The following is a 22,680-nucleotide window of genomic DNA, read 5'->3' as shown; positions in this document are numbered from 1 at the left end:
GCAATCGGTAGAATAGTAAGAAACCAGTTTGGTTTGAGTTTTATCGAACTGGTGATAACCGTAGTTATCCTTGGCATTCTGGCTACCGTAGTGGTTCCTTTTTCGCAAATGACCGTAAAGCGGACCAAGGAGATTGAGCTTCGCAGGTCTCTCCGAGAGATCCGCACAGCGATCGATGAATACAAGAAAGCTTACGACGAGGCCCATAAAGGGAAGCAGGTCCTGAATGAAACCGGATATCCCGAAACCCTGGAGGCTCTTGTTGAAGGAACGGATTTCGGGAGCGAAGCGGTTACAACCAAGAAGAAGTTCCTTCGAAGGATTCCAGTCGACCCTTTCAACCGTCCAGCATCCGGCGAGAAACCGGAATGGGGGCTGCGTTCCTACAAGGATGAGCCCGACAGCACCACCTGGGACAATTCCGATGTGTACGACGTCTACTCGTTGAGTGAGGGGAAGGCCATCGACGGGACACTGTATAAGGACTGGTAACGTGCCTATATTCAAACGACTGCTGCAAAACCGGAAAGCTTTCACGCTTGTAGAGCTGATGATTGTGGTGACCATCATAGGCATCCTTGCAACCATAGCCGTGCCGAGTTACAAATGGAGCCTCATCAAAGCGCGGGAAGCGGTGCTGAGGGAAAACCTTTATAGTATACGCAGCGGCATCGATCAATTTTTTGCTGACCAGGGAAAATATCCCGATACGCTTGACGAGCTCGTTGATAAGAAATACCTCCATGGTCTCCCCCGCGACCCTTTCACCATGAAATCGGATACCTGGGTTACGGTTTCGCCTCCGGAGCCCACTGATGAGGCTGAGTCAGGGAAGGGGGAAACCGGCAATGTGTACGACGTTCACAGCGGCTCCGACTTTGTCGGCACAGATGGGAAACCATACAACGAATGGTAGTGCGCCGGGTGATGACCTGCGCACATGAAGAGTCTAAGAAAGAGGATGCGATGATTCAGTTCCATAATGTTTTCATGTCGTATCAACGGGATGCGGCAGCACTGAATGATGTAAGCATAAAAGTCCCCAAAGGGGACTTTGTTTTTGTGACGGGACCTTCCGGTGCGGGGAAATCGACCCTGATGAAACTTGTCTATGCCGCCCTGGTCCCCAACCGGGGGCAGGTTCTGGTCGATGGGCAGAACATAACCCGGTTGACCAGGACCCAGATTCCCTATCTCCGCCGTACTATCGGCGTAGTTTTTCAGGATTTCAAGCTGCTTCCCAATCGCACGGTACTGGAGAATGTTGCCATTACGCTTGAAGTATTGGGATGGAATAAGCGCGATATCGGCAAGAAGGTCTATCACGTGCTTAAACAGATGGGAATTGAACATAAAATAAACGCCACCCCGTTACGGCTTTCCGGCGGCGAGCAACAACGGGTTGCCCTTGCCCGGGCGCTGGTTAACGACCCGAAGATTCTCCTTGCCGACGAACCGACCGGGAATCTGGATGACGAGAACAAGGAGCAGATTCTTTCAATTTTCCGTGAAGCCAATATCCGCGGTACTACGGTTGTTGTTGCGACCCATGACCGGCGTGTTATCGATAACAGCCATAAAAGGGTTATAGTCCTTGAAAAAGGTCGCGTTGCGGAGGATACCGATGTCCCGAAATAAGCAGTCCATTCGCCCAACATTGTCAGGAGACGGGATAGGGGACAAGCTCCGTTATTTCATTTCCAGGGCTATTCTCAATATCAGGCAGAACGTGCTGGTTAATGTTCTTACCATTGGCACCATAACGCTTGCACTTCTGATAGTTTCACTCTTTCTTCTCGTGTTCGTCAATTTGGAGTCCACTGCCGACGAATGGAGCGGGAAGATTCAGGTCACCGCCTATTTCGAAACGGAGCCATCATCCCAGGAGCTTGCGGCAATGTTGGCCAGGATCAAAGCCATCCAGGGCACGGATAAGGTCTCGTATGTCAGCAAAGGTGAAGCCATGGAGCGGTTCCGCAGCCGTCTGAAGGGGCAGGAGACCCTTCTTGACGGGGTTCCTGCCGATGTGCTTCCCTCATCCATTGAAATAACCTTGAAGCGTCAAAGCCGGGAAGATGGCGCCATGCAAGCCTATGTAGAGCGCCTTAAAAATATTCCAGGCATTGACGAGGTCCAGTATGGAGAAGAATGGGTCAGGCGCTTCAATACCTTTATGAATTTTCTCCGCTTTGTGGGGGCGCTCCTCGGTGGATTCCTTCTCATGGCGGTGCTATTCATTGTGTCAAACACCATCAAGTTGACGATATATGCCAGGAAAGAAGAACTTGAGGTCATGGACCTGGTGGGTGCCACCCGTTTTTTCATAAAGGCGCCATTTCTCATTGAAGGAATTCTGCAGGGAGCGGCCGGTGCGGTTTTGGCCCTGCTCATTCTTGTGGCTGCCTATTTTGGTTTTCTCCATAGCGCGACAAATTTCGTAAACTTTTCTTCTTCTGTGACGGGGCTTTCCTTCCTTCCCGCCGGTTATGTCGCCGGTATTTTCGCAGGCGGAGTAATCCTGGGCTTTCTGGGGAGCCTGACTTCCCTCAAGCGTTTCATAAATAACCCGCAATGAAGCATTTACCTTGCATATTCGTCATAGTTCTGGGGCTCTTTATCGCGGCAGCTTCCGGCGCCGACGTGCGTGACCAGCTGCGGGGGGTCAAGAAGGAGATTAAGGAGAAGAAACAGCTTCTTAATAAGACTGCCAAGGTAGAGCAAAAAGTCTCGGGCGAGTTGGTGGTGATCGACAAAACCCTCAAGCAAAAGGAGGCACAATTTGCTTCCCTGGCCAGGGAGTTGAGTGGCGTCGAGCGTTCTATTTCCAAGACCGAGAATGATATAGCATCCGTCAAGGATGAAGTGGAACAAAAGCGCCGGGAAATAGAGCGTCGTCTCGTTTCGGTATATAAGGCCGGAGAGATAGGCAATATGCGGATATTCTACTCTTCCGAGTCGTTTCCCCAGATGGTGGAAAACCTTCGCTATATGAAGTCGGTAATTGAGAATGACAGAAGGCTCTTTAATGATTACAACAAGAAAATAGCCGAACTTTCAAAGCTTAAGGCCGCACTTGAAACCGATGCCACCCGAAAGGAACGCCTGAAAATCGGTATCGAGCAGAAAAAGCAGGAGATTGAGGGAGAAAAGAACAAGAAAGCCGCATATCTGGTCAAAGTGCGTCAGGACAAACAGGCACATCTGGCGTCGTTGCGAGAGCTCCAGGCCAATGCCGGCAGGCTTCAGGCCATGGTGCGAAAGCTTGAAGCGATAAGCAGAAAGAGTTATACTTCACGGGCTGGCAAAACTACCGCTAGAGGTAAAGATGCACCCCTTCCGCCGGTCTCCGGCAAGGGTTTCGGAGCTCAACGGGGCAGGCTTTCACTTCCTGTCCGCGGCCAAGTCGTGAGCGGATTCGGCCGTCATAAGCATCCGGAGTTCAATTCCTACACCGTCAGTAACGGCATATCCATATCAGCTCCGTCTGGAGCCGACATCAAGGCCGTTTACGAGGGAAAAGTAATTTTTGCCAGCTATTTCAAAGGTTACGGCAATATGGTGATTGTTGACCATGGCGACGGGTTCTTCAGTCTTTACGCCCATGCCTCGCGGATAGCAAAAAGGGTTGGAGCTGAAGTTTCAAGGAATGAGACCATTGCCAGTGTGGGGGATGTGGATTCTCCCCGGGGAGATATGCTCTATTTTGAGATACGCTACCAGGGCAGGCCGGTTGACCCGGCATCCTGGTGTAGATAGTTGGTAGTCATAATACGGGAGGCATGATGTTCGGATCCACGAAATGGAAAAAGATAGCCCTTGCAACTGTAGCCCTGTTCACGGTGTTTGCCGTTGGCGGGTTGGTTGTTCAGAATCGATGTGCTGCCGAGGGGGGTAACGATTACGAATCAATCGAGTTGTTTACCGATGTGCTCGCCATCGTGAAAAAGAGCTATGTCGAAGAGGTTGATACCAAGAAGCTCATTTATGGCGCCATTAACGGCATGTTGGCGTCCCTTGATCCTCACAGTTCTTTCATGCCTCCCGATATGTACAAGGAGATGAAGATCGACACCAAGGGCTCCTTCGGCGGCCTCGGCATAGAAATTACCATCAAGGATGGCATCCTGACGGTTATTTCCCCCATTGAGGATACACCTGCTTTCCGCGTCGGAATCAAGGCCGGTGACCAGATTCTCAAGATAGATGATCGCTTCACCAAGGACATGGGGATAATGGACGCGGTCAAGATGATGCGGGGTCCAAAGGGGAGCAAGGTTAACCTTACTATTGTAAGAGAAGGGTTCGACAAGCCGAAAGAGTTCACCATCGTCCGTGATATCATCCAGGTTAAGAGTGTTCGTTTCATGACCTTGGATGATGGTTACGGTTACGTGAGGATTGCCCAGTTCCAGGAAAAAACCGACAGCGATCTGGTGAAAGCCCTTAAGACGCTCAAGGATGAAAACGGTGGGTCTTTGAAAGGTCTGGTCCTTGATCTCCGCAATGATCCCGGCGGACTTCTCGACCAGGCGGTGAAGGTTGCCGACCATTTTGTCGAAGATGGGCTGATTGTCTACACCGAAGGCCGCGAGAAGGACTCCAGGATGCAGTTCAGTGCCCGCAAAAGCGGAACCGAACCGGTTTATCCGATGGTTATTCTCATAAACGGTGGTAGTGCAAGCGCGTCCGAGATTGTGGCCGGTGCCCTTCAGGACCACAAACGTGCGGTTGTTATGGGAACCCAGAGTTTTGGCAAAGGGTCGGTACAGACCATTATCCCTCTGACCGACGATTCAGGGTTGCGACTCACCACGGCCCGTTACTTTACGCCGAACGGCCGCTCCATCCAGGCCAAGGGGATAACGCCTGACATTCTTGTGGAGCGCGCCGAGATACAATCTGCCGAGAAAAAGGATGGTCATATCAGGGAAAAAGATCTTGAAAACCATTTCGAGTCCGGCGAAAAAGCTGGAGAGGCAGATAAAAAGACGGAGAAAGAAAAGACCCCCCCCATAAAAACGGATGAACAGCTGAAGGGGGATTATCAAGTATTGCGCGCCCTGGATCTGCTTAAAGGATGGGAAATCCTTAAAACGATGAATAAATCGAAATAACCAATGTTGCAGGCACACAAAAAAAGAGGGGTACATCACCCCTCTTTTTTTGTGATTTCAGTCTTTGCCGTGGATTTCTTGACTCGCCTCCCCGTTTGTAGTACATAACGAGCATTGTTTTGAAATTTAACTTTGGTTAATAAATATGCATACGGATCCTGAAGTGGATATGATTGGTCAAGATGCCGGAGGTTCCGAGCGGATCTCGATAATAACGTTCGGGGGGCTGTCGCTTTACCATCTCAATTCTCCGATTACCATCATGTGGGAAAGTCAGAAGGCAAGGATATTGTTCTGCTATCTGCTCATATCCTATGACCAGTGGCTCCACCGCGACAAGCTCATCGACATGCTGTGGCCCGGGTGCGACCCGGTCGCCGGCGCCAAAAATTTCAAGACCACTTTGAGCCGGTTGCGCAAATCGTTTTCCGGCCCCCGCAGCATCAACCCGATCATGACCTTGGGAGAAGCTATTCGCCTCGATTTCGGCATTTTTTCACTCGATTCCAGTCAGTTTAAAAATTATGCGCAGACAGGAATAAAAATGCTTGCTCGTGGTGATATCGCCGCCGCCAGAAGATATCTTGAAGCTGCCCAGGATCTTTTTGCCGGGGCATTTCTTCCGGAAGAGCCTTTTGATAACTATATCTGCGCCGAGCGCAACGAACTTGAAAGGCTCCAACATTCTGTCCTCAGTTCCCTCCAGAGAGTTTATCAGCTTGAAGGCAACGACGATGCCGTCAAAGCTATTTCTTTTCTAAAAGCTGTCCAAACCAACAGCTGAAGAGTATACTCCTGCCTGTACTTAATGGACGCGACACGTTCTGCTTTAAATGAGACGGCCTTGGCATCGTATGTGCTTGTTTGTTTAATGCCCGTCGCGTCTGTCCCTACCTGAACTAAAAGTAATGCTGTATTGCAACTTGCCGATATAAGATATTAATGCTTGATTGAACCGCTCACGGGAGACATTAAAATGAGAATCAACGGTTTTTCTCTTCTCCTTGCAGGGTTGTTGCTGTTAATTCCCCCCATGACTTTTAACGCATCTGCTTCCTGCGTCGGCCTTGATCTGGAGGATGCGGGCAACGGGAGCTACAGGGTCGTTGCCCGAGGTCTTGTCAATATCGGAGCGATTGATTTAATGCTTACCTACGACAAAGCCGCCCTGTCAAAGCCTTCTGTAAAAAGGGGCGAATTTGTATCGAACTGGCTGGTTTTTATGCCGCACATAGTGGAGACGGCAGGAACGGTACGGATCGCAATGGTGAACGAACCGCCGGTTTCCGGATCGGGAACCGTTGCCATCGTGACGTTCACTCCAACGGGTAAATCGTGGGGACGACCCGTTCTCACCTGTGAGCTGACGGGGCTCGATGCTTCAAACCAGCAAACCGGCAGCTCATCGTCATCCGGCACCGGGCAAGGGGCTAATACTGCAACCGGTGCGGGCTCTGGTGATACCAATACTGATTCATCGGATTCAGGCTCGACTCAAACAAGTACAGACCAACAGAGCGATCCCGGTATTTCCACCCCTTCAGAGACCGTTACAACGGTGGAGACACCTGCAACCGTGGAGGTACCTGCAATCGTGGAGACACCCACGACTGTGGAGACGCCTGTAACGGTGGATCAGACACAGCAGAACTCCTCTTCCACCGGCTCTGCCGTGTCATCGTCACCATATATAGCTGCAGGGACTATAAATTTGGGCACTGATGCGCAGCAACCGCCATTGGAGCTGGAGACCCCCCTTGAACAGGAGTCTGAAGTCGATGATGATTCCGCGCAGTTGGAAGAATCTCCCGATGCTATTGAACAGGAAATGCAGGGTCATCCTGTCGAAGCGCCCGCTTCTGACCGGTCAATGCCTATCCCTCCGGTTGCCGGGCCGGCTCAGAATCAGAAATACGTTGTCTATCCGGGAGTTCTGGAACGCTTCAGGGAATATGGCGGAGAAAAGTCGCCTAAAGCCTTCATTGCCTTGTTCAAGCAGCCGGTAATGCCTTCAATAAAACAGAACCCTTCAGTTTTTATTGCTGACGGGACAACGGTTCTTGAAATCCTGGTCGAACTGCCGGAGCGTGGCAGTCAAGCTCCGAATTTTGCCTTAAGAGGTGCCAGTCTCCAGTCATTGCGCAAACAAGGAGATAATACCTGGATGATAAAGGCAGTTCCCGAGTCAGGAAGAGTTGATGCTGTGTTGACGGTGGTTAATGGTGAGAATATCGTAGATTATCCATTCACTATCGCTCCCCGCGTTGATGTCAATCTCGACAAGAAAGGGGCGGTGGATGAGGCTGATTTTGCGCTCTTCCTCGCTACTGCCGGAGCCGGCAAAGCTCCCTCTTTCGATCTTAACGGTGACGGACGCCGGGATTATTTGGATGACTACATTTTTACCGCCAACTATCTGGCCGTGACTGGTGGTGAGGGTGCGAAGAAGTAAGCTTCACCACTTTTCCCCGTATTTCTCCTAAAAGCCTGCCCGTTTCCCGGGCGGGCTTTTTGCTTGAACCAAAGTCCGTTGCCCATTGCCGAGCCAGTGTGCTATACACAACTGTACCGATATTTCATTAACAGGATTATTTGTGGCAACATCACGAAACGGCAAAATCAGGGTAAACAGGAAAAAGGGCGGACGAAATTTGCGTCCGGTCATTGTTTTTCTGATTATCGCGATATTGATCATTGCGTCGGTGTTTCTTGCTGACAGCCTTTTTGAACAAAAACAGCTTCAGAGAAAACCGTATGTACCGAGTGCCGCAGAAAGGCACAAGCTTCCGCCCCGGCAAAAGAACCAACCGAACCTGGTCGTTCACGAGGACTATACGGCGACTGTCGTTCCCTATCATGAGGAAGAGCGTCCTGTCCGTTCACGTCCGCGTGGTTCCGGAAACCTTGCCATTATCATTGACGATATGGGGAAGGGGATGCAGGAAGCCCGTTCAATTATCGACATCGGCGTGCCCGTGACATTTGCAATCATCCCCGGACTTCCGAAGGTGCGCCAGGTTGTCCAGGAGGCACAGCGCCGGGGAATAGAGACGATACTCCATATTCCCATGGAGCCCAAGGGATACCCTGAGCGACGTCTTGAGGACAATGGACTGCTGCTTTCCTATTCCAGCGAGGAGATTTCTGCGCGGGTAAACGGCTATCTGAGGGAAATTCCCCAGGCGGTTGGGGCAAATAATCACATGGGCTCGGCTTTTACCGAAAACCGGGACAAGATGGCGGTGGTGCTTGGGGTTTTAAGAGGTAAGGGGCTGTTCTTTATCGACAGCAAGACGTCGGCAATATCGACTGGAGAGACAGTGGCGCGCGAAATGGGGATGAGGAGCGCGTCACGGTCTGTTTTTCTCGATAATATCCAGGACGTGGGGTATATCTCAAAGCAGGTTCGGCAGGCGGCGGCCATTGCCCGTAAACGGGGGGGGGCTATTGCCATCTGTCATCCGCATCCGGCAACAATACAGGCTCTAGCTCTGGAATTGCCGAAACTGCGGGACGAGGGTATCACCTTTGTCCCTGTGTCATCCCTTGTACGCTGATGCCCTTGGTTCAGTTGGCTTGCAGAATCTGCCGGGCAATGCTCTGCCGCAGTCGGGTGAAACTACGGTAACGCTCTTCTTTAAGTATGGCCTCCGGTTTGTCCTGATTAACCGGATGAACGAGCAAAAAGCTGTCGGGTGAGCGCTCTACGCTACTGCCAAAAGTGTCCGCCATCAATGAGAACAGTTTGTTCCTTTCACGCTTAAGTATCCCCCCATCGAATTCACGCAAAGGATAGGTTTTCTTCAGGAGATGCATTCCGTTCAGGTCAAAGCGGTGGAACTCTACCGTGGTACCGCTGCCGTTCGTCACCGGCCGGAATGCAAATGCCGATTCCCGGGCTGAATCGTGCAAAATGAGGAGCGTGGGGTCGTCTTCGTCAAGGCTCGTATCCAGATTGTAGATGTTGGTCATCAGAAGCCGGAAAAAACACTCCTCTTCGAAAAAGCCTGCGGCGCTTCCGTCTGAAACTTCAAAGTAGAAGGAACCTTCGTTGTCGGTGTCCCCCGAAGTAGGGCGCCCACAGAGGAGGCATTCCGTTTTAAGCCCCGAGAGACGGGCGAAGAAAGCCTCTTTCTTTCGATCTTCTTCAGTCAAAAGCCATTGATGGAAAAGGAGGGAGCGGGGTTCGGCAGTCCCTTGGTATTCCGCAATTACCGTCTGGGCAAGCTGTGCAAATTGACTGTGGACTTCTGTCCACTTGGCATGGGTAAGGATGGGGTAGATTTTCCCGTCCGGGTTCGTGTTGAGGCTCTCCACCTTGGGGCTTTTCGATATATAGGTTTCAAAGCAGCGATAGCCGCGGTTGATGGCGTAAGCTTTCAAAAGGGACTTCTGGTCGGCAAAAGGGCCGTCAAACTTGATTCGTTCGTCCACAAGGCAGGGAATAAGGGTCAGGCTCCTGCGATCGAGACCCCTTTGATCAAAAAGGGCGAAGATGTTCCGGCAGTTCTCCAGGCTGGGCATATCCTTAACCGGAATGATGGCACGATCGGCGGCGAAAAGGGCATTTTGGGTAAGGATGTCCAAGTCGGGCCGAGTGTCGATGATGATGATGCCGGGGATTCGGGATAAGGCCAGAAGCCGTGTCAGCTCCATCGGGTTTCTGATGGCGTTCTTGTTGCCGGAAAGGTCTGCGGACGAGGGTATATAGCCGACGCCGTACTGGCCTATATGAATCAGGTCCTTTCCCGGAGCCTCGGAAAGAAGGTCTGCAACAGTGCCCGCGGTCCGTTGTCCCTTGATTTCGAACATCCGGTCCACGGTAAAATGGTTGTCGAAGGAAAAGATGGATACCGGCAGATCTTCATTGAGTGCTTTAAGGTATATTGCCAGGTTGGTGGCGAGGGTTGTCTTGCCGACGCCTCCCTTTTCCGAGGAGACGGTAATAACGTATGGATAACTCTGCATGGCACCCATACTACACTGAGGCGGCAACGACGGTCAACCGGTTTGACACGTTGTTTACCCTATGGTAGAAACGCTGGAACTGACCGTAATTGTGAGGAGTTTTTGTGGAGCTTTTTTCCGAAAAGCGGATTCTTTCTGTTTCCAGGCTTACCACGCTCATCAGGGGCGTGCTTGAAGACAATTTTGAGCATGTTTGGGTGGAGGGAGAAGTTTCCAACCTCGTCATGCCCGCTTCCGGTCATCTCTACTTTACTTTGAAGGATGCCGGAGCTCAGATCCGGTGCGTCATGTTCCGCGCATCGGCCCGGGCGCTGAAATTTCGTCCGAGGGACGGGATGGGGTTGATCGTCCGGGGGAGAATCACGCTTTATGAACAGCGCGGCGATTATCAGTTGCTCGTAGAATACCTCGAGCCTCAGGGAATGGGAGCCCTGCAGCTTGCGTTTATCCAGCTCAAGGAGAAGCTCGCCAAGGAAGGGCTCTTTGCAGAGGAACGCAAGCGGTCGATACCATCGCTCCCCCAACGTATCGGGGTTGTCACATCGGCCACGGGAGCAGCAATCCACGATATCCTGACGGTTCTTAACCGCAGGTTCGCCAATGTGGAAATTCTCTTGAGACCCGTGAAGGTACAGGGTGAGGGGGCTGCTGAAGACATAGTCGAGGCTATCAATGATTTAAACAGCTACGGTGACGTTGATGTGATGATTGTCGGGCGGGGAGGTGGGTCGCTGGAAGACCTGTGGGCTTTCAATGAGGAGAAGGTGGCCCGTGCAATCGCACGATCTCGCATACCGGTCATCTCTGCCGTAGGACATGAGGTTGACTTCACCATTGCAGACTTTGTTGCCGATCTGCGGGCACCGACCCCTTCAGCGGCGGCAGAACTCGTAGTGAAGAGCAAGGAGGAGCTGGCATCTCGGGTCGAGTTTCTACGGCATAGGTTGCTGCAGCGAATGCATCGCACATTGGCAGAGGCCGGCGGTGAACTTGAGTCTCTTGGTCGCGCCCTTCGCGATCCGACCATGCTCCTTGGCCACTTGGCACAACGGGTTGATGATCTGTCTGTACGACTTGAGCGTTCGATTGCAGGATCTGTAAAATATCAGGCTATTGCGGTTGAATCTTTAAAGAATAACTTGAGGTTGAGAAACCCGTCTCTCGCTGTGGAGCGGACACGGGAATTGGTTATTGCCTTGAACAGTCGAAGCGAGATTTCCCTGCGCCGCCACCTAGACCGTTCTCGCGAGGTGGCAGCGGTGCTCATGGCAAGACTTGAAACTCTCTCCCCTTTGGGCACCTTGGCGCGGGGCTACAGCATTACCTTGAAACTTCCAAACCGATCCGTTGTCAGGGCAAGTAGTCAGCTTAATCCCAACGACAGTCTCGAGCTTCTCTTATATAAGGGGCGGGCACTGTGCCGAGTGGAGTCCATTAGTGACGATATGCCCTGATTTTCAAGTGGTATCACCATGACCAACAGAAAAGCCGAACCCCTTTGAAGGTTCGGCTTTTTGTCATTCACTCGTTAAGAGTAGAAGAGTCTATTTCACATGGCAGTGCCCACAGCGGGTTGGTCCGGTCCCTCTTATTTCATGGCACCCCTTGCAGGTTTTATGGGCGTAATCCTTGCCGAAATTGACTATTTTGCCTGGTGCTTTCTCGTGACAATTTTTGCAGTTCCTGAGAAAGTCGATGTGACGTTTGTGGTTGAACGTTATGTTGCCACTTTTTGACGGGAAAACTATGGTATCCGCAGCCATGGCAACTGAAGTTGTAAACATCGAAAAAATCAGCAGATAAATGATCATTTTCATGATGAAGTTCCTTTTGCCGTTATCATGAACCTGATGCTGCGAAATTGACAGCCTACGCTGGCAGGAGTTCAGTACGACGGCTCGATGATTACTTTCCGGCCATTAATGGTGAGGCGCCTTTCTGCAAAAAGCCGAATGGCTTCGGGATAAGCCCGATGCTCTTCCTTTTGGATGCGGGCAGAGAGTGAATCCTCGGAATCGTCGTCATGTACGGGGACGGTGGCCTGCATGATAATCGGGCCGGTATCGGTTCCTTCATCTACAAGGTGTACGGTGCATCCCGAGACTTTAACACCGTATGTCAACGCCTGTTTTTGGGCGTGGAGGCCGGGAAAAGCAGGGAGGAGCGCCGGATGAATGTTCATAACCGCATTAGGGAAAGCCTCAAGAATGACCCGAGTGACGATTCGCATGAAACCGGCCAGAACCACAAGCCGAACCCCGTGGGAGCGAAGAAGATCCACAAGGGCGACATCGTATGCTTCGCGACTGGCGTGGGCACGATGATCGAGTATATGGGTGGGGATGCCGTGGCGTTTCGCTCGTTCCAGGGCAAAGGCATCAGCTTTATTGCTGATGACGCAGACCACTTTTGCCTGTAGGGTGCCGTCCTCTATGCGATCAATGATGGCCTGGAGGTTGGATCCGTTTCCTGAAACGAGAACGCCGATTTTGAGTAGTTCAGTCATGGGTATGGTTTGCTTAGAGAAGGTCAACCGCCTCGGCGCCGGCTTCGCATTTCACCACTTCGCCAATGATAAAGGCCTTTTCCTGGAGCCCTGAGAGGCGAATCAGTATTTCGTCGACATCATTATCCGGAACCGCGAGAACCATGCCGATGCCGCAGTTGAAAGTGCGGTACATTTCGGTTTCTTCAATTTTCCCTCCGTTTTGAAGGATGCGGAAAATTTCGGGCATGGCCCAGCTGTCGCGCCTGATTACCGCCTTGCAGCCCTTCGGAAGGATGCGGGGAACATTCTCCAGCAAACCACCACCTGTGATATGGGCAATGCCGTTCACCCGGAAATCGCGCAGAAGGTTAAGAATCGACTTCACATAGATTCGGGTCGGAGTGAGCAGCTCTTCGGCTACGCTCCGGTCATGACCGGGCAGCATATCGTTAATGTTCAGTCCCATGGTGTCGAAAATAATTTTGCGTGCCAGGGAGTAACCATTGCTGTGAAGCCCGCTGGAGGCGATGCCGATAAGGGTATTGCCTACAGTTATGGAAGAGCCGTCGATAATCTTGTCCCGATCGACGACACCGACGGTGAAGCCGGCCAGATCATAGTCGCCGCCGGGGTAGAAGCCGGGCATTTCGGCGGTTTCTCCTCCAATGAGTGCGCAGCCCGCCTGGATGCATCCTTCCGAGATGCCCTTGACAATTGCTGCTCCACGTTCCGGCGAGAGGCTGCCGGTGGCAAAGTAATCAAGGAAGAAGAGAGGCTCTGCACCCTGAACGACAATGTCGTTGACGCACATGGCGACAAGGTCGATTCCGACAGTGTCGTGACGGTCGGCCAGCATGGCAATCTTGAGTTTCGTGCCAACGCCGTCGGTACCGGATACAAGAACCGGATTCTTGTATTTGTTGGTGTTGAGAGAGAAAAGCCCGCCGAAGCCGCCGATGTCGGAGATGACTTCCGGCCTCGAAGTTGCCCGTACGAACGGTTTGATCATTTTGACAAATGTGTTGCCGGCATCGATATCAACTCCGGCGTCTTTATAGGTAATCCCTTTTGCGCTCAAGACTTTTCCTCCCGTGAAATGACGAAAAAATTTACCCTATGAACCGTTAAAAGTCAAACCCTATCTGGTGCGCCGCAATGCCCAAAAAATCAGTTTACAAGGGGGGTGACGTTCGAATAAGATGCAGCAAAAATGAGCGTTTCGGATATGCTTATAATCCAAAGGATGACCTCCCGCGACCTCGATGAGGTAATGGCGATCGAGTCGAAGTCGTTTTCGCGTCCCTGGACCAGGGAGCACTTCATCGAAGAGCTTGATTCCCCCCGTTCACGTCCTCTTGTGGCACGCACCGGCGATGGCGGCATTGCTGGTTATATCTGTCCCATGATCGTCCTCGACGAAGGTGAAATTCTGGATGTGGCGGTCCGGCACGATTGCCGGGGCAGGGGCATTGGCAAGGCGCTGGTAGGCGAGGCAATTCACGAGCTTTCCCTGCGGGGGGCAAGGACAGTCTGCCTGGAGGTGAGAGTTTCCAATCTCTCAGCCCTTGAACTCTATCGGAAATTGGGTTTCAGGGAGACCGGCAGGCGCAGAGGATATTACGAGAACGGCGAAGACGCCATTCTTATGGAATATACGATAAACGACAGCGAGGACCTTGGCGATGCAGTTTAAAGCAACAATCGTTTCCAACCAGGAAGTCTCGCCGGGCTACTTCCGGATGCGAATCACCGCTCCGCCGGAACTGGCCGGGGCAAAACCGGGACAATTCGTTATGCTGCGGGTGAGAGATGCCATCGATCCGCTGCTACGCCGCCCTTTCGGTATTTTCGACGTGGGGACGGTGCCGTCGGAATATCCCGGCTGCTGCTCCTCAACTTATCTCGAGTTGCTGTACAAAGTGGTGGGGAAGGGTACGGAAACGCTTTCCACATACCATCACGGCGATCACATAGATGTAATTGCACCGCTGGGCACCGGTTTCGATCTCGGCGATCCTGAAGAGGAGAAGATACTGGTCGGTGGCGGCATCGGCATCGCTCCCCTCTATTACCTGGCAAAGTCTCTGGTGGAACGCTCCCGGGTGCGATTCTTCCTCGGCGGGAGAAACAGGGACGACATCCTCTGTGTGACAGAATTCGAGCGCCTTGGGGTAGAAACCTACGTGTCTACCGACGATGGAACCCTTGGGGACAGAGGGCTTGTTACCGAGGTGATGGAACGGCATATCCGGGAGGATGGGCGGGAAAAAACCATTTATGCCTGCGGTCCCATGCCGATGCTGAAGGCTGTGGCCGGCATTGCCCGCCAGACCGGAACCCCCTGCCAGGTGTCGCTGGAAGCTTATATGGCCTGCGGTATGGGGGCGTGCCTGGGCTGTGTGGTGAAGGGTAAGGACCATGCCGATGAAAACCCGGATTACCGCTGCGTATGCAAAGATGGGCCGGTTTTTGCTTTCGATCAACTGATGTGGGTATAGTGGAGTACCAATGAACAGACCAGATTTGTCGGTGGAAATAGCGGGCATAAAACTCAGAAATCCGGTTATGACGGCTTCTGGGACATTCGGATACGGCGAAGAGTTCGCCGAATATGTGAACCTGGAAAAGATTGGCGCCATCATCACCAAGGGGCTTTCAATCAAGCCCAAGGCCGGTAACCCGACACCGCGCATTCAGGAGACGACCGGCGGGATGCTGAATGCCATCGGCCTTCAAAATGTGGGGATAGATGCCTTTATCGAGAAGAAGGTCCCATTCCTCCGTACCGTTGATACTCCGGCCATCGTCAATTTTTTCGGCAATACCCTTGAGGAGTATGCCGAGTTGGCCGGGCGCCTGGATACAATTCCCGAAGTGGCAGGCGTTGAAATCAACATATCCTGTCCCAACGTGAAACATGGCGGAATTGTGTTCGGCACCGACCCCAAGGCAGCCTACTCGGTGGTGAAGGCGGTGCGCGAAGCCACCATAAAGCCGGTGATCGTGAAGCTTTCCCCCAATGTCACCGATATTGTGGAAATGGCCTGGGCGTGTGTTGACGCTGAAGCCGATGCATTATCCCTCATCAACACGCTGACGGGCATGGCTGTTGATCTCAAGACGCGCCGGCCGGTACTGGCCAATGTGACGGGAGGCCTCTCGGGCCCGGCCGTCAAGCCTGTGGCGCTGCGCATGGTCTGGCAGGTGGCCAACGCGGTCAAGGTTCCGGTCATAGGCATCGGTGGGATCATGACCGGCACCGACGCGCTGGAGTTCATGCTTGCCGGGGCATCGGCCGTGCAGGTGGGGACGGCTAATTTCCTCGACCCGGCCGCATCCGAGCGCATTGCCCGTGAGATGGAGCAGTATCTTGTGGAGAACGGGATCAGCGATGTTAAGGAATTGATCGGCGCTCTTCAGGTTTGATATCCGTCACAACTGCCATTATCGCAAAGGCGGGGTTTTCCCCGCCTTTGTCCGTTTGTGGAAGGAGAGTCTGATAGATGGAAACATGGCGGCGAATAATCGCCGACAGCATAACCACTGCCGAGGAGCTTGCGGAATGTCTGAATATTGATCCCGTGCCCCTTGCGCAGCTTGTCCGGCGTTATCCGCTGCGAATCACCCGCCGTTACTTGGAGCTGATCGAAGAACCGGGCGATCCGATTTGGCGCCAGTGTGTTCCTGATCCCCTCGAAATGGTAGATGAGCAGCTCCCCGACCCCCTTGACGAAGAACGTCTTTCCCCGGTCCCCGGACTTATCCACCGTTATCCGGACAGGGTCGTCTGGCTCGTATCCAACGAATGCGCCGTTTATTGCCGTTTCTGCATGAGAAAACGCCGGGTGGGGTGCCGGCTTGCCGGGAATGGAGGCGGTGTCTGGGATGATGCTATTCATTATATTGCAACAACTCCGACGATACGTGATGTTATTCTTTCCGGCGGAGATCCGCTGCTGCTGGACGATGAATGTCTGGAAACTATCCTGGCGCGTTTGCGCGCCATCCCCCATGTGGAAATGATCCGTATCGGCACCCGCACTCCCGTGACGTTGCCGGAAAGAATCACGTCGCGCCTTTGCAGGATGCTCAAGCGCTACCATCCCCTCTACATCAATACCCACTTCAATCATCCTCGGGAGATTACCCCCCTGGCGGCAAAGGCGTGTGCCCGTTTGGCCGACTCGGGCATACCCCTTGGCAATCAGACGGTGCTGCTTGCCGGGGTAAACGACAATCCGACCGTCATGATGCTTCTGATGCAGCGGCTTCTTGCCATTAGAGTAAGACCTTATTACCTGCACCAGATGGACCTGGTGCGGGGGACCGGCCACTTTCGCACCAAGGTTGCAACAGGTCTGGAGATCATGGGCGCGTTACGGGGATTTACTTCAGGGATGGCGATACCGTACTTTGTAATTGATGCTGCCGGGGGAAAGGGAAAAATCCCGCTGCTTCCCGATGCCGTTGAGCGGCGGGGCAATTCGCTGCTCTTGCGGAATTATTGCGGTGAGACCGTGGAATACGAGGACCTGTGAGAGAATGAGCTGTTTACAGTTCCTCGGGTGTGAAGGCGACTACATCATCTATGGTTTGCGCATCAAGCAGTACCATCACAAGCCGGTCGACGCCGAGGGCTATCCCTGCCGAAGGCGGCATGCCTGCCAATTCATCAAGGAAGTTTTCGGGGAGCGGGATGGCTGCCTGCCCCCGTGAGACGCGAAAAGCGGCTTCGCTTTCAAAGCGGGCACGCTGCTCTGCCGGGTCGGTCAATTCCGAAAAGGCGTTGGCCAGTTCAACCCCGCCGATGTAAAGTTCGAATCGTTCTGCAACGCTGGAGTCTTGTTGTTTCAACCGCGCCAGCGCGCTGCGGCAGGCCGGGTAGTCATGGATGAAAGTCGGCCGGTTGCGACCCAGGCGGGGTTCGATACTCTCTACCATGATTTCGTCGAAGATGTCCCGCTGAAAGGCCTCTTCCATCGCCATCCCGCCGTACTGTGCGAAAGCATCTCTTACCGTTATCCGCTCCCATCGGGAGGCAATGTCGATTTCCTCTCCCCGGAAAGAAAGCTTATTGCTGAAACCCGCTCCCTTGGCCAATGCGCGGATCAACCGTTCACATTCGTCCATGAGTTCAGTGTAGTTGCTTGAGGCCCGATACCATTCCAGCATCGTAAATTCTGGAACGTGCATCCTTCCCCGTTCACCGCTGCGCCAGCAGTGGCATATTTGGAAAAGACGTTCGTATCCCGCCGCCAGCATCCGTTTCATGCAAAGTTCGGGAGAAGTCTGAAGGAACCAGCCGTCCGCGGGGATTGGATCAATGTGGGATTCGGGAGCGGGTGCAGGAATGCGAAGGGGGGTCTCCACTTCGAGATACCCCCCTGAGATGAAAAAACGCCTGATTTCCTGGATAATGCGGGCCCGCGCCCCGAGCGCCTCGCGGCGGTGGCTGAGGCGCCAGTTCGTCGGCATGGATACTACCCCTTGACCCTTGTGGAGTAATCGCCGCTGCGGGTATCGACGACAATCATTTCCCCTTCTTCGATAAAGGGGGGAACACGCAGTACATATCCGGTTTCCAGGGTGGCCGGCTTCGAATCGCTGCCGGAGGTGTCACCCTTTACCCAAGGGTCGGTCTGGACGACCCGGAGATTGACAAAGTTGGGGAGCGACACGCCGATGGCCTTCTCGCCGAACATCAGGACGTCCACTTCGATGTTGTCGATCATGAAGTTCTTGGAGTCGCCTACGGCATCTTCGCTCATCTGTACTTGCTCGAAGGTCTGGTTGTCCATGAAGGTGTAGTGATTATCTTCTTTGTAAAGGTACTGCATCTGGCGTTCTTCGAGCCGGGCCGGTTCGAAGGTTTCGCCGGAGCGATAGGTGCGGTCGAGCGAAGTGCCGTTAATCATATTTCTCATTTTGGTGCGGTAAAGCGCCTGTCCTTTGCCCGGTTTGGAGAATTCAAACGCGGTTACGATATAGGGATCACCGTCGAGGGTGATCTTCAGCCCTTTTTTCAAGTCAGCTACGGAATACATGCATATGCCCCTTTTCTTTGATGGTTAATTGTGTAAAAGAAAAACTCTTTACAACATAATAGTGTGTTTGTTAAGCGAAAAAGCCATAATTCCGGGGGTGGTTTAAGGTGACCTGTTGCAGCCTTCGGTCGTCCGTCGAATAGAGTGCTTGGGACGAACTGATTTAGTGTTACGTGATTCCAGCCCTCTGGGCGACAGGACACGTACCTTCTCCCGAATCAGTTGCAGCAGGAATGGTGAGAGGTATATCTATGGCGGAGCCGGCTTTACTTATCTTTACTGGAGCGTTGAAACCGGTTTACTTGGCGCGGTACGTAATGCGGCCCCTGGTGAGATCGTACGGGGAAAGCTCAACTGTTACCTTGTCGCCCGGTAGAATCTTGATGAAGTACTTGCGCATCTTGCCGGAGATGTGAGCAAGCACCACATGACCGTTTTCCAGTTCGACCCGGAACATCGCGTTGGGGAGGGGTTCGACAACCGTACCTTCAACTTCTATGGCCTCTTCTTTACTCATGGGTTTTTAAGCGCTCCTTGGTGCAGATAGTTGGTTGATTGAATAAACTCGGTTAACTTACTCGTTATCCGAAGAAAATGCAAGCCGTTTTCCGTATGTTGGCCTGGTCTGATCCCTTTAATTTTGCGGCATGAGGGGAACATGGGGTTCTCGCAACGCCATGGAACTCCTCGAAATGAGCGAAACACCCCGAGCGCAGGCAAGAGAGTGGCTACAAACGCCTTTACTTCGAAGCTGAAAGCGTAGTATGAAACGTTTTTGCAACGGATACAGTACAATGGAAGAAGGTTCGAGTGACATGGCAAAGATGATTAGGGAAATATCCCTTGAAAATGGCCTGGTCGTGCGTTTTTTTGACCATACGCGCCATTATTACGGAGATTTTCATCTTGTTAAGATCGAAATCGCCTGCGAAATCCCGCTGTCAGGCGATTATTTCGATGAACAATCCGACCTGGAGGAAGCCCGCATCCGGTTCGGGGAGTCGGCATTTTACCGTCGCTCCGTGGAGCGGATGGGGATACCCACCACAGCCATTTCGACGGTGACGGAACAGCTTGTCGATAATTTCGTTTCCCATTCTCTTCCTTATTTTGCAGTTCCCGGCTTTCCTGGCAGGTTTTTGAAAACTGAACTTGTACGGGGCCGGAAGAAGCAGGTGCTCCCATCGAGGGTCACGGCGTACCATCATGACTGAGACGGTCGTCAGGATAGAGTCTCTTGCCTTCGGCGGAGCCGGCTTCGGCCGTGTTGACGGGAAAGCATGCTTTGTACCGTTCACAGCGCCGGGCGACCTGGTGAGGGTGCGGGCTACATCCGAGAAGTCTTCCTATTTAAACGGGGAAGTTGTCGAGATCATTGAAGCCGCTTCCCGGCGAGTGGTGCCGCCTTGTCCGGTATTCGGTACGTGTGGCGGGTGCACATGGCAACATCTCCCCTATGCCGACCAGCTCGCGGCAAAGGAGCGGATTGTAGCGGAAACCCTCTGGCGGTCTGCTCGTGTCGCTCCGGAACGAATATCTAGAGCCGTTGGTGTAGATGAGCCCTATGGTTACCGTTCAAGGGTCCAGTTCAAGGTGAGATGGGTTTCCGGGCAATTGCAGATGGGGTTCTATCGCCGTGGGTCCCATTATGTCGTGGATATTCCCGGTGGGTGTGCCATCTGCAATCCTCTCCTCAATCGTGTAATGGATGAAATGCGTCGGGTTATCAGCAGTTTTGCCGAGCCTGACCGCATACCCCAGGTGGACGCCGCCGTTGGGGATGACGGAACAACCCTGGCAATCGTCCACTATATCGGTGACAACCGTGATGGGGCTCGAATTCATTTTGCCGCGTGCCGTGGCGAGCTTCCCTCGGTCAACGGCCTTCATCTACAGTGCGGCCGGAAGGAAAGCATTCTTCCGCTGTGGGGAGTAGATGCCCTTGCGTATGGATTTTATGCCGATTTTCTGCCGGAACTCCCTGCGTTAACCCTGGCGTTCAGCAGGGGAGGCTTTTCGCAGGTCAATTATCATCAGAACCGTGAGCTTCTTCGAATTGTTCACCGGATGGCCGGGCTGAGCGGCAATGAACGCCTTCTTGACCTGTTCTGCGGCAACGGGAACTTTTCCATACCTTTGGCACGCTATTGCAGTTCTGTGGTTGGCGTTGAGGAGTATGGCCCTTCGCTTGAGGATGCAAAGCGCAATGTTGCCGCCAACGGTGTCGAGGGGGTCAAATTTATCCGTTCCGATGCCGCAGTGGGTGTGCGTCGCCTGGCGGCCGGCGGAGACCGGTTCCAGGTGGTAATTCTCGACCCCCCGCGGACCGGCGCTAAAGAGGCGGTTGTCGAGGCGGCTGCACTGAAGCCTGAACGAATTGTCTATGTATCCTGTGATCCGGCAACCCTGGGAAGAGATCTCGGGCTTTTGTGCCAGCGCGGCTATGAGGTGCTCGAGAGCGTCCCCGTCGACATGTTTCCCCAAACCTTTCATATTGAAAGCGTCACTTTGTTGAGCTGGGCCGGTTAGTTGCTTTCCTTGCTCTGGCCTGTTTATCGCTTGTTCAATAAAAACTGACTCTAACAGGAGGATCAACCATGTTCTTTTCGAAGTTGTTCCGCAAGGATGCTGCGTCCTGTCTGGAAAAAGCCGAAAAGTTGTTGTCGGCCTGCAATTTTGCCGAAGCCCGGCTCACCCTGGAGGATGCCCGGGAGCGGCTGGACCCCAATGCCCCCGAAAGCGGGACGATGGCCGCCGCCATTGAGGAGAAATTCATTTTTGCGGGGAACTGCCTGGCCGAGATGAATCTTAAGGAAGCGGAGCATTGCCTTAATACCGGTGAAATTGACAAAGCTGCGGAGCACCTTAATTTGTCCCTTGATCTGGCAGATGACGTAACTATACGGGACAAGGCCAATAAACTCTCAACGCTTCTGAAGCGAGAGCCCCCGCAATCCCACCATCACGGCAAAGGAGCCGGATGCGGCGGATGCGGCGGCTCAGTTTCCCAAGGCTCTGAAATGATTGACTTCAATGCGGAAAGCCTGAGTGATGAAGATCGTTTCGAACTTCTTATTCGGCCGTTGCCGGGCAATTTGCCTGAACGATATTCCGATTTGGGCGAGGAATTTGCAAAGGGTTATCTGGCAGCACATGGCGGCGATGGGGCAACTGCTCAAATTATTTTTGAACGTCTGGTCGCCTCTGGGGAGAACGATATCCTGCTTTATGAGCTGGCGATTCTCTCACACCATGGCGGAGATGGGCGCCGTTGCGAGTCCTTGTTGCGGCGCGCTCTTGCTCTGAACGACGCCAATCCTCTCTGCAATCTCAGCCTTGTGCAGCTGCTCACGGAGAGTGGCCGTTTCAACGAGGCGGTACCTTTGCTGGAGGATATGGTCAAGCGGAATATCCTGCCTGAACAGGCTGGTATGTTCCTTGGTGAGATTTACCGGGTGCGGGGAGAGAACGACCGGGCCATTGCCCAGTTCACACAACTTCTTTCTTCACCACTCAAGCGTGAAGCGGCTGAGAGACTGGTTGGTCTTTTGGAGTCGGGCGGGCGGTCCAGGGAAGCGGCGTTGGTTGCAAAGCAGTATCTGAAAGGGTGCTGCTAAACATCCTTTGCGAATTTACTAAAGTTTTCAACCCCGCCCGCCGATAATTTTCATGAGAGGTGCAAGCCTCTGCGATTCATTTCTCGATATCAGCCGGGAGGAGGTTGTAATGAACAAGTCGGAACTCATTGAGACGCTGGCGGCAGAAAAAGGGTTGACCTACAAGAAGGCGGAGGAGATCGTCTCCATTGTCTTCGATTCCATGGCAGACGCCATGATTCGGAATGAGCGGATCGAAATTCGCGGTTTCGGGAGTTTTGTTGTAAAGGATTATAAAGCCTATACGGGCAGAAACCCCAAAACCGGCGACCCCATTGAAGTTAAACCGAAGAAGCTGCCGTTCTTCAAGGTTGGCAAAGAGCTTAAAGAGCGGGTTGATGTCGATTAGAACATTATAGACTTGGTTGACCAGTCTTGTGTTACTGAAAGATTTACCCGTTGACAAAAAA

The 22,680-nt window shown here is 52.9% G+C and carries 25 protein-coding genes; 18 read left to right on the top strand and 7 right to left on the bottom strand.

What is annotated here, in order from left to right; all coding sequences use genetic code 11:
• The first annotated feature begins 33 nt into the window (after positions 1-33).
• The 9 genes from JZM60_RS14120 (at position 34) to JZM60_RS14080 (ending at position 8,671) form a co-directional block, all read left to right on the top strand.
• Positions 34-492 (top strand): type II secretion system protein, encoded by a 459-nt coding sequence (locus JZM60_RS14120; RefSeq protein WP_420907824.1) that lies wholly within the window; start codon positions 34-36, stop codon positions 490-492.
• Between the two features lie 7 nt (positions 493-499).
• Positions 500-916: a type IV pilin protein gene (locus tag JZM60_RS14115; protein WP_207165616.1), complete on the top strand. Its 417-nt coding sequence runs from the start codon at positions 500-502 to the stop codon at positions 914-916.
• 50 nt (positions 917-966) lie between these two features.
• The gene (ftsE, locus tag JZM60_RS14110) at positions 967-1,638 is read left to right on the top strand and encodes a cell division ATP-binding protein FtsE (RefSeq protein WP_207163060.1); all 672 of its coding nucleotides are present in this window, start codon (positions 967-969) and stop codon (positions 1,636-1,638) included.
• Positions 1,625-2,575: a permease-like cell division protein FtsX gene (ftsX, locus tag JZM60_RS14105; RefSeq protein WP_207163059.1), complete on the top strand. Its 951-nt coding sequence runs from the start codon at positions 1,625-1,627 to the stop codon at positions 2,573-2,575. The genes ftsE and ftsX overlap by 14 nt, the downstream gene beginning before the upstream one ends.
• A complete protein-coding gene (locus tag JZM60_RS14100) occupies positions 2,572-3,756 on the top strand; it encodes a murein hydrolase activator EnvC family protein (protein ID WP_207163058.1) in 1,185 nt (394 codons plus the stop codon). The genes ftsX and JZM60_RS14100 overlap by 4 nt, the downstream gene beginning before the upstream one ends.
• A 26-nt stretch (positions 3,757-3,782) precedes the next feature.
• Positions 3,783-5,114, top strand: coding sequence for a S41 family peptidase (locus JZM60_RS14095; protein WP_207163057.1), 1,332 nt, complete (start codon positions 3,783-3,785; stop codon positions 5,112-5,114).
• 169 nt (positions 5,115-5,283) lie between these two features.
• Positions 5,284-5,898 carry an AfsR/SARP family transcriptional regulator gene (locus tag JZM60_RS14090; protein ID WP_241426433.1) on the top strand — a complete coding sequence of 205 codons (615 nt, stop codon included), beginning with the start codon at positions 5,284-5,286 and terminating at the stop codon, positions 5,896-5,898.
• Between the two features lie 162 nt (positions 5,899-6,060).
• Complete coding sequence (locus JZM60_RS14085; protein ID WP_241426270.1) at positions 6,061-7,566, top strand: hypothetical protein; 1,506 nt, start codon at positions 6,061-6,063, stop codon at positions 7,564-7,566.
• A 142-nt stretch (positions 7,567-7,708) separates the two neighbouring features.
• Positions 7,709-8,671 carry a divergent polysaccharide deacetylase family protein gene (locus JZM60_RS14080; RefSeq protein ID WP_207163055.1) on the top strand — a complete coding sequence of 321 codons (963 nt, stop codon included), beginning with the start codon at positions 7,709-7,711 and terminating at the stop codon, positions 8,669-8,671.
• A gap of 10 nt (positions 8,672-8,681) precedes the next feature.
• On the opposite strand, the gene JZM60_RS14075 is transcribed toward JZM60_RS14080, so the two are convergent.
• Complete coding sequence (locus JZM60_RS14075; RefSeq protein WP_207163054.1) at positions 8,682-10,091, bottom strand: ParA family protein; 1,410 nt, start codon at positions 10,089-10,091, stop codon at positions 8,682-8,684.
• A gap of 95 nt (positions 10,092-10,186) precedes the next feature.
• On the opposite strand from JZM60_RS14075, the gene xseA reads away from it, so the two are divergent.
• Positions 10,187-11,536 (top strand): exodeoxyribonuclease VII large subunit, encoded by a 1,350-nt coding sequence (gene xseA, locus JZM60_RS14070; RefSeq protein WP_207163053.1) that lies wholly within the window; start codon positions 10,187-10,189, stop codon positions 11,534-11,536.
• 90 nt (positions 11,537-11,626) lie between these two features.
• On the opposite strand, the gene JZM60_RS14065 is transcribed toward xseA, so the two are convergent.
• The 3 genes from JZM60_RS14065 to purM all read right to left on the bottom strand — a co-directional run bounded on the left by JZM60_RS14065 (position 11,627) and on the right by purM (position 13,648).
• Entirely contained in the window at positions 11,627-11,899 is a 273-nt protein-coding gene (locus JZM60_RS14065) for a cytochrome c7 (protein WP_207163052.1), read from the bottom strand.
• Between the two features lie 68 nt (positions 11,900-11,967).
• Positions 11,968-12,588 carry a phosphoribosylglycinamide formyltransferase gene (gene purN, locus JZM60_RS14060; protein WP_207163051.1) on the bottom strand — a complete coding sequence of 207 codons (621 nt, stop codon included), beginning with the start codon at positions 12,586-12,588 and terminating at the stop codon, positions 11,968-11,970.
• A gap of 13 nt (positions 12,589-12,601) precedes the next feature.
• Positions 12,602-13,648: a phosphoribosylformylglycinamidine cyclo-ligase gene (purM, locus tag JZM60_RS14055; RefSeq protein ID WP_207163050.1), complete on the bottom strand. Its 1,047-nt coding sequence runs from the start codon at positions 13,646-13,648 to the stop codon at positions 12,602-12,604.
• Positions 13,649-13,795: 147 nt separating this feature from the next.
• Here purM and rimI point away from each other — a divergent pair, with 147 nt between their 5' ends.
• From rimI to JZM60_RS14035, 4 genes are all read left to right on the top strand, one after another.
• A complete protein-coding gene (rimI, locus tag JZM60_RS14050) occupies positions 13,796-14,263 on the top strand; it encodes a ribosomal protein S18-alanine N-acetyltransferase (protein ID WP_338148859.1) in 468 nt (155 codons plus the stop codon).
• Positions 14,253-15,068 carry a dihydroorotate dehydrogenase electron transfer subunit gene (locus JZM60_RS14045; protein ID WP_207163048.1) on the top strand — a complete coding sequence of 272 codons (816 nt, stop codon included), beginning with the start codon at positions 14,253-14,255 and terminating at the stop codon, positions 15,066-15,068. The genes rimI and JZM60_RS14045 overlap by 11 nt, the downstream gene beginning before the upstream one ends.
• Before the next feature lie 10 nt (positions 15,069-15,078).
• Positions 15,079-15,996 carry a dihydroorotate dehydrogenase gene (locus JZM60_RS14040; protein ID WP_207163047.1) on the top strand — a complete coding sequence of 306 codons (918 nt, stop codon included), beginning with the start codon at positions 15,079-15,081 and terminating at the stop codon, positions 15,994-15,996.
• A gap of 77 nt (positions 15,997-16,073) precedes the next feature.
• The gene (locus JZM60_RS14035) at positions 16,074-17,108 is read left to right on the top strand and encodes a KamA family radical SAM protein (protein WP_207163046.1); all 1,035 of its coding nucleotides are present in this window, start codon (positions 16,074-16,076) and stop codon (positions 17,106-17,108) included.
• A gap of 13 nt (positions 17,109-17,121) precedes the next feature.
• On the opposite strand, the gene epmA is transcribed toward JZM60_RS14035, so the two are convergent.
• The 3 genes from epmA to infA form a co-directional block, all read right to left on the bottom strand.
• Complete coding sequence (epmA, locus tag JZM60_RS14030) at positions 17,122-18,045, bottom strand: EF-P lysine aminoacylase EpmA (protein ID WP_207163045.1); 924 nt, start codon at positions 18,043-18,045, stop codon at positions 17,122-17,124.
• Between the two features lie 5 nt (positions 18,046-18,050).
• A complete protein-coding gene (gene efp, locus JZM60_RS14025; protein ID WP_207163044.1) occupies positions 18,051-18,614 on the bottom strand; it encodes an elongation factor P in 564 nt (187 codons plus the stop codon).
• A 298-nt stretch (positions 18,615-18,912) separates the two neighbouring features.
• Positions 18,913-19,131: a translation initiation factor IF-1 gene (gene infA, locus JZM60_RS14020; protein WP_207163043.1), complete on the bottom strand. Its 219-nt coding sequence runs from the start codon at positions 19,129-19,131 to the stop codon at positions 18,913-18,915.
• A gap of 298 nt (positions 19,132-19,429) precedes the next feature.
• Here infA and JZM60_RS14015 point away from each other — a divergent pair, with 298 nt between their 5' ends.
• From JZM60_RS14015 to JZM60_RS14000, 4 genes are all read left to right on the top strand, one after another.
• Positions 19,430-19,828, top strand: coding sequence for a hypothetical protein (locus JZM60_RS14015; protein WP_207163042.1), 399 nt, complete (start codon positions 19,430-19,432; stop codon positions 19,826-19,828).
• Positions 19,821-21,143, top strand: a complete 1,323-nt coding sequence (locus JZM60_RS14010; RefSeq protein ID WP_207163041.1) for a class I SAM-dependent RNA methyltransferase — start codon at positions 19,821-19,823, stop codon at positions 21,141-21,143. Before JZM60_RS14015 ends, JZM60_RS14010 begins: the two co-directional genes overlap by 8 nt.
• A gap of 68 nt (positions 21,144-21,211) precedes the next feature.
• Positions 21,212-22,231: a tetratricopeptide repeat protein gene (locus JZM60_RS14005; RefSeq protein ID WP_207163040.1), complete on the top strand. Its 1,020-nt coding sequence runs from the start codon at positions 21,212-21,214 to the stop codon at positions 22,229-22,231.
• 109 nt (positions 22,232-22,340) lie between these two features.
• The gene (locus JZM60_RS14000; protein WP_207165614.1) at positions 22,341-22,619 is read left to right on the top strand and encodes an HU family DNA-binding protein; all 279 of its coding nucleotides are present in this window, start codon (positions 22,341-22,343) and stop codon (positions 22,617-22,619) included.
• Positions 22,620-22,680: the final 61 nt, after the last annotated feature.

It is taken from the genome of Geobacter benzoatilyticus, from assembly GCF_017338855.1.
Taxonomy (GTDB): domain Bacteria; phylum Desulfobacterota; class Desulfuromonadia; order Geobacterales; family Geobacteraceae; genus Geobacter; species Geobacter benzoatilyticus.
The sequence above is the reverse complement of the archived record's forward strand: the minus strand, read 5'-3'. Positions and strand labels throughout refer to the sequence as shown.

Bases quoted from the DNA above. Each gene is read 5' to 3' on its own strand.
- ftsX (WP_207163059.1), top strand. From the start codon at position 1,625: ATGTCCCGAAATAAGCAGTCCATTCGCCCAACATTGTCAGGAGACGGG.
- JZM60_RS14040 (WP_207163047.1), top strand. From the start codon at position 15,079: ATGAACAGACCAGATTTGTCGGTGGAAATAGCGGGCATAAAACTCAGA.
- purN (WP_207163051.1), bottom strand. From the start codon at position 12,588: ATGACTGAACTACTCAAAATCGGCGTTCTCGTTTCAGGAAACGGATCC.
- JZM60_RS14095 (WP_207163057.1), top strand. From the start codon at position 3,783: ATGTTCGGATCCACGAAATGGAAAAAGATAGCCCTTGCAACTGTAGCC.
- JZM60_RS14065 (WP_207163052.1), bottom strand. From the start codon at position 11,899: ATGAAAATGATCATTTATCTGCTGATTTTTTCGATGTTTACAACTTCA.
- JZM60_RS14075 (WP_207163054.1), bottom strand. From the start codon at position 10,091: ATGGGTGCCATGCAGAGTTATCCATACGTTATTACCGTCTCCTCGGAA.
- JZM60_RS14010 (WP_207163041.1), top strand. From the start codon at position 19,821: ATGACTGAGACGGTCGTCAGGATAGAGTCTCTTGCCTTCGGCGGAGCC.
- epmA (WP_207163045.1), bottom strand. From the start codon at position 18,045: ATGCCGACGAACTGGCGCCTCAGCCACCGCCGCGAGGCGCTCGGGGCG.
- rimI (WP_338148859.1), top strand. From the start codon at position 13,796: ATGCTTATAATCCAAAGGATGACCTCCCGCGACCTCGATGAGGTAATG.
- ftsE (WP_207163060.1), top strand. From the start codon at position 967: ATGATTCAGTTCCATAATGTTTTCATGTCGTATCAACGGGATGCGGCA.
- JZM60_RS14090 (WP_241426433.1), top strand. From the start codon at position 5,284: ATGATTGGTCAAGATGCCGGAGGTTCCGAGCGGATCTCGATAATAACG.
- JZM60_RS14035 (WP_207163046.1), top strand. From the start codon at position 16,074: ATGGAAACATGGCGGCGAATAATCGCCGACAGCATAACCACTGCCGAG.
- efp (WP_207163044.1), bottom strand. From the start codon at position 18,614: ATGTATTCCGTAGCTGACTTGAAAAAAGGGCTGAAGATCACCCTCGAC.
- JZM60_RS14045 (WP_207163048.1), top strand. From the start codon at position 14,253: ATGCAGTTTAAAGCAACAATCGTTTCCAACCAGGAAGTCTCGCCGGGC.
- JZM60_RS14015 (WP_207163042.1), top strand. From the start codon at position 19,430: ATGGCAAAGATGATTAGGGAAATATCCCTTGAAAATGGCCTGGTCGTG.
- JZM60_RS14000 (WP_207165614.1), top strand. From the start codon at position 22,341: ATGAACAAGTCGGAACTCATTGAGACGCTGGCGGCAGAAAAAGGGTTG.
- infA (WP_207163043.1), bottom strand. From the start codon at position 19,131: ATGAGTAAAGAAGAGGCCATAGAAGTTGAAGGTACGGTTGTCGAACCC.
- JZM60_RS14100 (WP_207163058.1), top strand. From the start codon at position 2,572: ATGAAGCATTTACCTTGCATATTCGTCATAGTTCTGGGGCTCTTTATC.
- JZM60_RS14005 (WP_207163040.1), top strand. From the start codon at position 21,212: ATGTTCTTTTCGAAGTTGTTCCGCAAGGATGCTGCGTCCTGTCTGGAA.